Raw genomic sequence first — 11,252 nt, 5'->3', positions numbered from 1 at the left:
GTAGTAGTCGAGAAAAATGAAGGTTCCTCCTCCGTGGTGGAGCTGGAGCTAGTCGATTCGCTGTTAGGCGACAAGGTGCATGCAGGAGTCCTGGATGAGCATACAGCTACTAGCACTCAAAGCGGCAGTACAGATGGAAATAACGGCACAGCAGCTTCGGAAAACTCGTCGCTTGTAGAGCTGGATTTGATTGGCTCTCTGCTTGGAGATGTGCATGTAGGACTGCTTGAGAACAACCGTTCAACCAATGAACAAAACGGCGAATCGTCAAGCAAATCTTCACTGCTTGGGGTGGATTTGAAGAATAGTATTCTCCCGTTAGATCTTTCCCTTGGGCTTCTAACCCGGCAAACCGCCTCCACTCTTCCGATAGAGGATACGGGCTCTGTCCCGAACCCGGACGGTTCTGTTCCAGGTGAAGGCGATCCGCAAACACCGGGAAACGGGAATACAGGCAGCGAAGAACCAGGTAATTCTGTGCCCCCTCTGACTGAAGAACAGCCTGCCCCTGATACAGGCGGTGGAACAGGGAACATACCTGATAATGAGAATGGTGGAAAAAACAACAATGCGGGACCTGCAGATACAGAGAATTCAGATCGAGATCATTCCAATGGCGGCTTAATTCCAGGAGATACAGGAGCAGCCACGCCAGAGTCGAATTCTGATACAGGAATGCTTCCCGGTGGAACGATCACCGGTATAGTAACGGATAGCACGAGTGGCAGCATGAATCAGGAGGAGAGAAACGATGATCCAAACCAGGTAACTGGTACGGATAATAGCGCTGAGAACGCTTCTGCGGACAATACCCATTATTCCAATATCCACACCGCTATCACCGATGATCTTGGGGAAACAGGCGATATATCAGTCACTCCCCTGGCCCAAGCCACGAGCTCCGATGGTTCATCACAGCTGAATGGCATGGAGTTAGCAGCTGCTGGCGAGATGCAAGGATTAACGCTCGCAGGTAATCATGAGTTCCCTAGAACAGGAAACTCCGTGGATGCGACCATGCTTATAGCCTTGGCATTTATGTTAATCAGTATCGGTGGCGGCATGGCGGTTGTCTCTAAGGCAATGAGGAAATCATGATGAAGCGCATGACAGCATGGATGGGCGGAATACTCATGGTGAGCGGACTTGTGCTCATACTGATCGTTCTTGCCAGTCAACATCAAACCGATCGGATTCAGAAGGACTTGATTGACTCTCTTAAACATGTCAAAGCGGCCTCTGCTGAACCTGCCCAGTTATCTCAGATGGACAGCAATCCATCTGAGAATCCGCAAATGGAGCGCAACTCCCAAACTGAGCCATTACAAGGAACAGACGGAGTTCTCTACATCCCTTCGATCCACTTGGAAGCGGCTGTAGTCGAAGGTGTCTCCCGGAAAGAGTTGAGTTATGCCTTAGGGAGAACGGGATACGGCATCCCAGGCGAGATGGATGCCCATTCAGTAATCGCAGGGCATAACGCAGGGATACGAAGCGGATTCTTCAAGAGATTAAATGAAGTAGAGAAGGGCGAAATCTTTAGCTATGAAACAAGGGAGGGCGTTCTGAAATACAAAGTGATTAAGATCGAAGTGGTTCATCCTGATCAAATAGACCGGGTGAATCCAGTCAGTGGGCAAAGTCTGATGACACTGGTCACCTGCTATCCTGAACGTTCCAACCAATACCGTCTGCTTGTCACTGGTTTATTAGTTGAAGAACCCTTAACAGACACCCAAATCTGACGGGGACAATGCTTTACATCCCCGTAACTGCCTGCTGCAGAATGATTGCAGCAGGCAGTTTTTTGTTGGGAGCAGTGTCGATGGAGCAATGATAGAGATATATTTTTATATGTTTCTTTAGGACAGTGTGTTAGTTTTAATGTGAGAAGAGCTGTAAAAGATACATGATACATGGATGAAGGGTTAAGGAGTTTATATAAATGGTAAAAATAATGAGAGTTGTCTTCACATTTGATCACCAAGAAGAGGGAACGATCTTAGTAGGCATCAATCCTGAACTGGATTCCTTATCGTATCCTGACATCGTGTCGATGATAGGAGATCGGATTATATTAAAGCACGATGACCACGAAACTATACAAGACGTTCAATCGGTACAGATTTCAACTTCAATGGCCAATCAAAAGAATATAGGTATTTCTATCGGTAAAGATATCGCAGCTAAGGATATTCCAATAGGTTCTGTAGTATATACACTTTAAGTAGATGAGGACACCTCATATGAAGACCGTAGACGCAAAATGTCTGCGGTCTTTTTTGGCATAGAGAAGAGGAGATCAGCTGGCACCCACAGAATACAATGAAGCTGCAATCATTATTTACTGAGAGAATTGAAGGGGATTTGGAATGAAAACAAAATTGATCATGGTGGAAGGCTTGCCGGGGTTTGGCAAATCGACGACCGCCCGCATGATTCATGGTATTCTCACGGAACGAAGCATCGAGACCCGGCTTGTCATGGAAGGGGATCTGGACCATCCGGCAGATTATGAAGGTACGGCGTGTTTAACGGAGGAAGAGTTCGGGCGCCTGCTGCAAGCCGCAGGTCCTTTCAAAGAAATATTGAGCCAACGGGCTACTCAAAAAGATAACTTGTATCTCTTGCCCTATCAGAAGTTGAAGAACGAATTTGGGGATTCTTTTCCTGAGGAGCTATATCCCTCGCTATCCCAGCATGATATTTACGAGCTCCCACTGGATCTTAACAGGAAGCTTATTACTCAGCGGTGGCAGGCGTTTGCAGAGGAGACGCTACAGACGCCCGCTGTTACGATTTTTGAGTGCTGCTTCATTCAGAATCCGGTGACCGTGGGCATGGTGAAGCATGATGCGCCGGAAGATCAAGTGACGGATTACGTGCTGGGGCTGGAACAGGCGATCCAACCGCTGAATCCTCTATTATTCTACGTTGATCAGAACGATCTGGAATACGCATTCCGCAAGGCTCTTCGGGAACGTCCGAAAGATTGGGCCACAGGGTTCTCGGATTACTACACCGGGCAGGGGTATGGCAAACATCACAGCCTCGAAGGCGTCGAGGGGACTCTGAAAGTATTGGAAGCCCGGCGCAAGCTGGAATACCGGATCTTAGACAGACTCGCACTGAATAAGCTGCGCATCGATAACTCCCTTTATGATCAAGAGACGTACAGAACCAAACTGATAGACAAGCTAAAGCTGCATGGGGTCAACCCAGAATAAGACTTAGATGATTAGGAGGAAGGAAGAATGAAGCCTTTATTAACGATCATAATGCTCTATATGACAGCTCTATTAACAGGCTGCGGTGAGGAACCTGACTATGAGACGATGCAGCTTCTGGATGAACAGGTCACGGAAATCCGTATCTCGGCTTTTGAAGCATGGGAAGATATGAATGGGGAAACATTGGTATCCTTCAAAGATGCGAAAGATATCCGTGTATTTGAGGATGCGATTCGTAACGCCCATAAGCAGCGAGATGATGCCAAACGTGAGGCCCCGGATTACGATGTAACGGTTGTCTATCCACCAGGATTTCCCTTTCACGCGATCAAGCTGTGGCTGGGGGATGAGGGACAGGAAAGTGTGTTCAGCTATGCATTCCGGGAGGCCCAGGGCGAAGAAGTAGTTTATGTAACATCGGCCAAGTATACCAATCGAATGAGAGAACTCATTTTGCCAGAGGTTGATTAAGACCGTTAGAGGATCAGAACTCTTTTTTTCGATCTCGCAGCTTGAATGGTACTTTGTGTATTTTCGCATGTGATTAAATAAGTATAACGATCTTGGAACGATGACCATCGCCAATAAGCCTAAATCTCGTGAATTTTTACGGATAAGACGTATAAAATCAGGGGATTGGGAGATGAATGTATATCATCATCAGGAGGCGATGAAGTGAAGAAGAGAACCTATAAAATAGTACAGAAGGCCGGTGTATTCCTTGGCGGAATCCTGTTATCCATAGGGATTGTGTTTGCCGTTGTGAATCCCACCGGAACCTTTGAAGCGATTAGAGATACGGCTACTACCTTAATCGGCTATGTAGACAGCAATGATCACTCCACCGCTGAAGGCTCACACGCAGCGGATCAAGGGAAGGCGGCTGTGGATTCCACGATTCATAATGCTGTCAACCATGATGCGGTTCGCATGGTTTCGAACCCTGTGGATCAGCCGGTGTATGGAGATCAGGCTTCCAAGCAGGAGTCTGCGGGGCTTCCCGTAGTGAAGCTGTACAATGCAGCGGGCAAGCCCGTTGGCTCTGCTACCTTGGAGCAGATCAATGACGGGGTGAAGGTGAAGATTGCCGTATCCGGGCTTACTCCAGGCAAGCATGGATTCCATGTGCATGAGAATGCGATCCAGAATGGGGATTTTAAATCTGCAGGTGCGCACTTTAATCCAACCCACAAGCACCATGGGCTTAAGAATCCACAAGGAAGTCATGTCGGTGATATGCCGAATCTGGTCGTAGGTGCAGACGGAACTGGAGAAGGGGAGTTCATCATCCAGCATGGAACGCTTGAGAAGAATCAGCCTAATTCCATACTTGGACGCTCACTGATCATCCATGCTGGCGAAGATGACCAAGTAACAGACCCAGCAGGAAATTCCGGGGATCGCGTGGCCGGTGGAAATATCCCAGAATCCGTGACAAGGTAATGACTAGTTAGAAGTGTCTCGTGTGACATGTTCAGATGGGAAACATAAGAGTCATGTAGGTGTTGTTCACCTATATGGCTCTTTTTTTGTGCTCATGATGCCAAGCGTGAGAAGCGGCGACTAAGACCATAACTTCCTTCTTGAGACGGATACATAAATACATCGGCTGCAGGAAGCGGTATCCATAAAGTGGGATATGATGGATATAGAGTGTGACTATCGGGGAGCAATGATGTTTCTTGAATAAAGACTAGGAATGGCGAGAGATCCCATTTCCGGAAAATCCAATACGGGGAGATGTACGCAGTGACAACGTTAATCGAATTCAAAAAGGTAACCAAGACCTATCAAATCGGTGAAGTGAACATTCAAGCCCTTGCGGGCGTTGACTTTTCCATATTAGAAGGGGAATTCGTCGTAATTTTAGGGGCCAGCGGGGCGGGGAAAAGCACCATTCTGAACATTCTCGGCGGGATGGATACGGCTACTACCGGACAAGTGTTTGTTGGAGACCAAGAGATTACGGGATGGAGCGAGAAGAGATTGACCGAATACCGCGGTGAGCAGGTTGGCTTCGTATTTCAATTTTATAACCTGATTCCGAATTTGAATGCGCTTGAGAACGTGGAATTTGCGACAGAGGTATGTAAGGACCATCTGGATGCACGAGATATTTTACATAAGGTTGGACTGACGAATCGCATGAAGAACTTCCCTTCTCAGCTCTCTGGCGGGGAACAGCAAAGAGTTGCCATCGCGAGAGCGGTTGCTAAGAATCCAGCGCTTCTCCTCTGCGACGAACCAACCGGTGCTTTGGATTATGTGACAGGAAAGGCCGTTTTAAAGCTTCTGCAAGATTTGAACCGTGAAACGAAGACATGCGTCGTCCTGGTCACTCATAACTCTGCCATCGCGCCGATGGCGGATAAAGTGATTCGCGTTAAGAGCGGGAGAATCGAGAGTATCACGATCAATGACCACAAACAAAGCGTTGAAGGGATCGAGTGGTAATGAAGAATTTATCAATGAAATTATTAAGGGATATGAAGCAGTCGATCGGACAATTCATAGCCATTGTTTTGGTCATCGCGGTGGGAGCATTTTTCTACACGGGGCTGGTCACATTGAGTGGCAATCTTAGCTCCTATACGAAAGGGTATTTTGCAGAACATAATTTAAGCGACTTGAACGTCTACTACAGTCAAATTTCCGCTGAGGATGTGGCTGATTTACGGGAGATTGAAGGCATTTCTCATATCGAAGGGCGTTATACCGTCCAGGCAGCACAGGCTTTTGAAGATTATAAATCTACAGTAACGATGCATTCGATCCCCGTACCTAATGAGATCAACACATCCAGGATGATAGAGGGCAGGATGCCAGCCGAGCCGAATGAGATCCTGTTGGACTCTCACTACGCGGGGGCGCATCATTACCGTATCGGTGATTCGATCAGCCTCCGTGTGAATGACAAGAATATGACCTTCACAATCAGCGGCTTGAATGAGAATGTGGAACATGCCAAGAAGAACGAAACCCAGGACCATCAAGCTTATGGAATAGCTTATATCTCCGAGGAGACCATACCTGAAATCGCAGGCGGCTTGTTCTACAATGAGGTCATGATTGATGCCCACGATGGTTATGACATTGACAAATTAGGCCAAGCCATTGAGGCACATTCTCAGTCGCTCCCTTATCTAAGTCAGATCAGCAAAGAGCGGACCTTCAACTATTCCCAGACCCAGCAAACGATCCATAACAATAAGCTGATGAGCAGGGTGATTCCGATTGTTCTCTTTTTGATTGAAGCGGTGATCCTGTTTCTGATCATGTCGCGGATTATCGATTCCCAGCGGAATCAAGTGGGCATTATGAAAGCATTAGGGGTGAAAAAAAGCAGCATCATGCTTCATTATATGGGCTACCCCATGCTGGCAGGCGTCATCGGCTCCATCCTGGGCTTTGCCATAGCTGCGGCCCTGTTCATTCCACTCATTACAACGTCAATTGGAAGATCTTACTCCTTGCCTGACCTGACATTCTCCCTTTCGTTATTAACGATCCTTCCTCCGATGATATGCTCCAGTGTTTTTGGCATGCTGTCCTGTTATTTAAGTGGTAGAGCGATTTTACAAGAACGGGCTGCCCAGGCAATGCGTCCGAAACCGCCCAAGAAGATGAAGAAGCTGCTTATCGAGAGAGTTCCGGGAATGTGGAGTCGGCTACCGTACAGTTACAAGATCATTCTGAGAAATATATTTTTGAATAAACAAAAAGCACTCGCCAGCTCTGTTGGTGTTGTGGTCAGTACGGTTTTGTTGATTACATCTTTTGGCACGCAGACAGCCCTGCTCAAAGTAGCTGGCCAAATTGAAGAGGTAAATACGTATGATTTACGAGTTGATTATGCGATGGGAGCATCCGCGGATACGGCAGCACTGCCCCCTGGTATTGCAGAACGTTATGAGTTGTCCACCTACCCTGTAGAGCTCATCCAAGGGGAAAACAAAGAAAACGCTACGCTTGTGGTTACGGAGAAGGATAATGAGTTGATTCATTTTTATGATGAAAAAGGCAACCGGCTATCTTTAGAGAATCATGGCGTTCTGGTACCTAAATCTTACGCGGATCAATACCGTATAACTGAAGGGGATACGATCCAGCTTCAATTCACCGCACCAGAGCTGAACCAAACCATCGTCGATATGAAGGTTCTGGATATATCCACACAGTATTCGAATCCGTCGTTCTACAGCACACCGGACTATATGAAGAGTTTGGGTATCGACTATAGTCCTTCCTCGCTGTTAGTAAGCGTCCATAGCGATGCAGATCTGGCTGGCGTTCGCAGCTTCTTTGAACAGGACCCGCAGGTGGAGGCCATTGCAGACAAGAGTGATCTTAAGAAATCAGCGCAATATATGCTGAAGCAAAACAGCTTTATCTTCATCATGTTCATCATCTGCGCTGTTATTCTGTCCTTTGGCGCGATCTATACGATCTCTTCCATCAATATATATGAAAGGAATCGTGAGCTTGCTACCTTGAAGGTATTAGGCTATCCCAAACGTAAAATCAACCGGCTGATCTTCTCTGAGAACATGCTGTTAACCGCTTTTGCCGTCATTGTCGCTCTGCCAATCAGCGGTTATGTCTATTCGATTATCATCCAGGCACTTTCGAGTACACATCAGCAAATCCCGGATCAGTTAAACCTTGTGATTATGCTGGCATCGGTTGTACTGGCGTTCTTCCTGACCCTCCTCTCCAATCTCATGCTGCGGAAGAAAGTGACCCAGATTCATATGATTGAGTCGTTGAAGGGTGTGGAGTGAATGGTATGCCTACATGCACCAAGTTCTCCAGGCCGCAAAATATCATTCTAAGGTGAAATTAGTGGATTGTGAGGGACGCCATGACATAAAGAAGCGCCACGCCTTTTTCATGAGACGTGGCGCTTTAATAAATTTAGCTGCGATGGGTTGAAATATGACATCCCTAATAATCATCGCTTTAGTAGAAATAACTACTTTGGGTGTAGTCGTATGTCTACCAGCAAAGAGAACTTATGGGGGATTAACCATCAACTACACTGATTTGCGCATATCCGGTTGTACTGTACGTACTCGCACGAGCCCCATAGGCAGTGTTACGAACCGGGTTAGTAAGATATATTTTACCACCTTGTCTAACGTTACTTACATAACCCAGGTCCGCACCAGCGTCAATGTTTGTGAAACCACCATTATAGCTTGTCCCTAGAAAAGAGTCGGCTGTTATTGTAACTCTCTTGGCGCTGGTATAAAAAGTGTAAAACGGTAGTGTAGCTGAAGAATCGTTCAAATAGGTTCATTTAGTTATGACAGGGATTGCTTATATACATACTCGGTAGAATTGGGGAAATTGAAGCCTACGATCGAAGAGGAAAGCTGACGGCCGAAGGGGACAAGCATACAAACAAAGGGGCCGTTTCTGGAAGAAGGATCCCTGTCTAAACATAATCGCAAGGTCCAAGTGGACTGCCAAGGCAGCCTACCTGGACCTCTTTTTTACTGTACATACAATTTTGGAGTGTATTAATGAAAATCTGAACAATCTACCGCCAGCTGCGGTTAGCCTTTGGATATTAAAATAAGACCGTTAATAATTTTTCCTTCTATCATAATGGGGTTTGTACTGTGGTTTAAAGGGAGGGGATCATTTTGTGGGCCTAGCAAAAATTTCGAGCATAAAAAAAGACTCTCGAATCCTAAAATGTCCGATAGGGTAAATTTTGTTTCTCTCGTCTTTTCTATACAAGAGACGCATTTTCTTCTCCATTAAACACAAACCAAACTCCTGTGTCCTCGATGGGTAGCATCCTATCCGATTTGATTCAATGTAGATTGAGACGCTTCATCCAAGGCCGGCTATTTCAATAATAAAAAAGTAATAGAGATACCAAACTTTCACCTTGTAATTGGTGTTATTAATAATGAATGGAAAATAATGAAAAAATATAGGAGATAAATAATGAATTATTCGTCAATAGCAAAGGAACCGCGTATCTTATCCAGTAGAATTAACGTATAAGATGTCTGGTAATTACTTCGAAACGAAAGGTGATTCATATTTATGGTGTTTTATGGCAATCTTAAAAAAATTCGAAAAGGTTTGTTTATCGGTATAATCGTTGTTGGTTTATCAACAAGTACTGCCTGTACTCCTAAAGAAATAAAACAACCAGAGTTAATAACGGATTCTAATCGCCATTTGATTGGAAAAGAAACAACTGGCGATTATATGATATCTCGAAACGGGGTATTTATTGATTCTAATGGAATAGAGTACTCACTAGAAGAATTAAAGAATAGAACACGAAATGGCCTTCCTCAGAACCGGATTATCACAAAGATAATGGAAGAAAATTTTATGCCTTCTTCAATATTTGAGTTAGAAACAAATGAAAAAAATGGAGTGTTTATTTCCCCTGAGATCATTACTGTAAATGGTTCATTAAGCGTCTTAACAGATACTAATGGAAGGGGGTGGGAACTAAAAGCCGGTGATTCTGTAGAATATGTCTTTGAAAAGTATAGATCGGAGGTGGTCGAAAATCAAAATATGTTAATTGGTTACGTTAAAGACGGCGTTCTATATCCATCGCAAAAATTCGATCAATTAAAGGGGAAATACAATTTAACTATTGAGGAATCAGGGCAATATTACTTTTACATAATAAATGCAAGTTCTGATACGATTGCCTTGAAAGAGGGAACTTTAAGGCTCAAAAAAAATAACTAATATTTTTATTATTGATTCTACTCTATTAATTTTAAGGAGACTATAAACAATGAAGAAAAAAATGATGGGTCTAGTATCGGTTTTATTTTTGTCACTCTTTCTAGTTACATCGGTAAGCGCTGCAGGATCTACTAGTGGTACCAACGAAGAAGCTTATAGCACAGATATTAGCTGGAGTTATACAAAGCATGATGCTGATGGCAATGTAATTGAAGAAGGAATTATTCCAATGCAGATCTCAGATGATGGTATTATTAAGCCTCAAATGGCTTGGCGGGGAATAACGATGTTTAATGGTGATGGGGTGACATTTAAACCGGAGGGTAGTCGTGGACTGTATGCGGCCAAAGGTACAGATATGAGCATTAGATACCAACTAAACAGACCTGCTAATCATTATGCTTGGATTAGAGCTGTAGAAACCCCACCTTATGAATGGAGATCTGAAGGTATAATACAAACAGTAACAGACACATATAAGGCTCCAGTTACAGATTATTATATAGGATATCTTCGTAGTCAGTCCTCTGAGGCTTTTACCATCAATATATTTGAAATTAAGTTTTTATAATTTTCGATTGAATATTGTGAGATTACATCCTGTGTACAAACTAGGCACTGTTTGTAAAATACCGTTAATCAAATGAAAACAGATAAAACAAGGAGGAGCTGCGTAAAATACAGTTCCTTCTTGTTTTATTGCCAACCTGGTAAACTGTCGGTGGACAAAAACGTAGTCCCATAAGAGCCCGCGCCCAGCGCGGGTTTTCTGTTTTAAGTACCAAGTTCTTGTCCTTTGCTCAGGACAAGAACTTGGTACTATTGCCGATTCAATAATTATCTAAATATGTCTTAAATAAGAGTCAATGGATTTACTTTCAATTATGGGATTTTGGAACGTGTAAGATCGGAACTGAGGATTACCAAACCTGTCGGGTTGAGTGTGTGTGAGAGTATTACAAACCCAATGCTCGTTGGCTTTTTCAGACCTGTCATTTTACTTCCACCTATGAAACTGTCAGATGATGCATTGTCACTCATTCTAAGGCATGAGTTGATTCATTACAAACGACACGACCTTTGGTGTAAGGTCATGATTCTGACGGCAACCGCGTTACATTGGTTTAACCCGTTGGTCTATCTAATGGCAAAAGCGGCTGCGAAACAATGCGAAATTTCCTGTGATGCATTGGTTTTACAGAATGCAGATCATCAACGGCGAGTGCAATATGGGGAAACCATTTTGCCGTTGTCAGGAATGGGGCGAAGCTCCGAACCGCATTATTAACTAAT

11 protein-coding genes are annotated in these 11,252 nt (G+C 44.5%); all 11 read left to right on the top strand.

Annotated elements, in window-relative coordinates; translation table 11 throughout:
• Positions 1-1,098 (top strand): hypothetical protein (locus ABEQ74_RS29235; RefSeq protein WP_430125751.1); only part of this gene is annotated, 1,098 nt, incomplete at its 5' end.
• The gene (locus tag ABEQ74_RS29230) at positions 1,095-1,745 is read left to right on the top strand and encodes a sortase (RefSeq protein ID WP_430125749.1); all 651 of its coding nucleotides are present in this window, start codon (positions 1,095-1,097) and stop codon (positions 1,743-1,745) included. The genes ABEQ74_RS29235 and ABEQ74_RS29230, both read left to right, overlap by 4 nt.
• Before the next feature lie 200 nt (positions 1,746-1,945).
• Positions 1,946-2,227 carry a hypothetical protein gene (locus ABEQ74_RS29225; RefSeq protein ID WP_053489831.1) on the top strand — a complete coding sequence of 94 codons (282 nt, stop codon included), beginning with the start codon at positions 1,946-1,948 and terminating at the stop codon, positions 2,225-2,227.
• Between the two features lie 145 nt (positions 2,228-2,372).
• On the top strand, positions 2,373-3,227 hold the full coding sequence (locus ABEQ74_RS29220) for a hypothetical protein (RefSeq protein ID WP_430125747.1): 855 nt from the start codon (positions 2,373-2,375) through the stop codon (positions 3,225-3,227).
• A 27-nt stretch (positions 3,228-3,254) separates the two neighbouring features.
• Positions 3,255-3,701 carry a hypothetical protein gene (locus tag ABEQ74_RS29215; RefSeq protein ID WP_430125745.1) on the top strand — a complete coding sequence of 149 codons (447 nt, stop codon included), beginning with the start codon at positions 3,255-3,257 and terminating at the stop codon, positions 3,699-3,701.
• A gap of 204 nt (positions 3,702-3,905) precedes the next feature.
• Complete coding sequence (locus ABEQ74_RS29210) at positions 3,906-4,673, top strand: superoxide dismutase family protein (RefSeq protein WP_430125743.1); 768 nt, start codon at positions 3,906-3,908, stop codon at positions 4,671-4,673.
• Positions 4,674-4,979: 306 nt separating this feature from the next.
• On the top strand, positions 4,980-5,684 hold the full coding sequence (locus ABEQ74_RS29205) for an ABC transporter ATP-binding protein (RefSeq protein ID WP_430125741.1): 705 nt from the start codon (positions 4,980-4,982) through the stop codon (positions 5,682-5,684).
• Positions 5,684-8,011, top strand: coding sequence for an ABC transporter permease (locus tag ABEQ74_RS29200; protein WP_430125739.1), 2,328 nt, complete (start codon positions 5,684-5,686; stop codon positions 8,009-8,011). The genes ABEQ74_RS29205 and ABEQ74_RS29200 overlap by 1 nt, the downstream gene beginning before the upstream one ends.
• Before the next feature lie 1,279 nt (positions 8,012-9,290).
• The gene (locus tag ABEQ74_RS29195) at positions 9,291-9,959 is read left to right on the top strand and encodes a hypothetical protein (protein WP_430125737.1); all 669 of its coding nucleotides are present in this window, start codon (positions 9,291-9,293) and stop codon (positions 9,957-9,959) included.
• 49 nt (positions 9,960-10,008) lie between these two features.
• Entirely contained in the window at positions 10,009-10,530 is a 522-nt protein-coding gene (locus tag ABEQ74_RS29190) for a hypothetical protein (protein ID WP_430125735.1), read from the top strand.
• A gap of 321 nt (positions 10,531-10,851) precedes the next feature.
• A complete protein-coding gene (locus tag ABEQ74_RS29185) occupies positions 10,852-11,247 on the top strand; it encodes a M56 family metallopeptidase (protein ID WP_430125733.1) in 396 nt (131 codons plus the stop codon).
• Positions 11,248-11,252: the final 5 nt, after the last annotated feature.

Source organism: Paenibacillus solani (assembly GCF_050475945.1).
Taxonomy (GTDB): Bacteria; Bacillota; Bacilli; order Paenibacillales; family Paenibacillaceae; genus Paenibacillus_AQ; species Paenibacillus_AQ solani_A.
The sequence above is the reverse complement of the archived record's forward strand: the minus strand, read 5'-3'. Positions and strand labels throughout refer to the sequence as shown.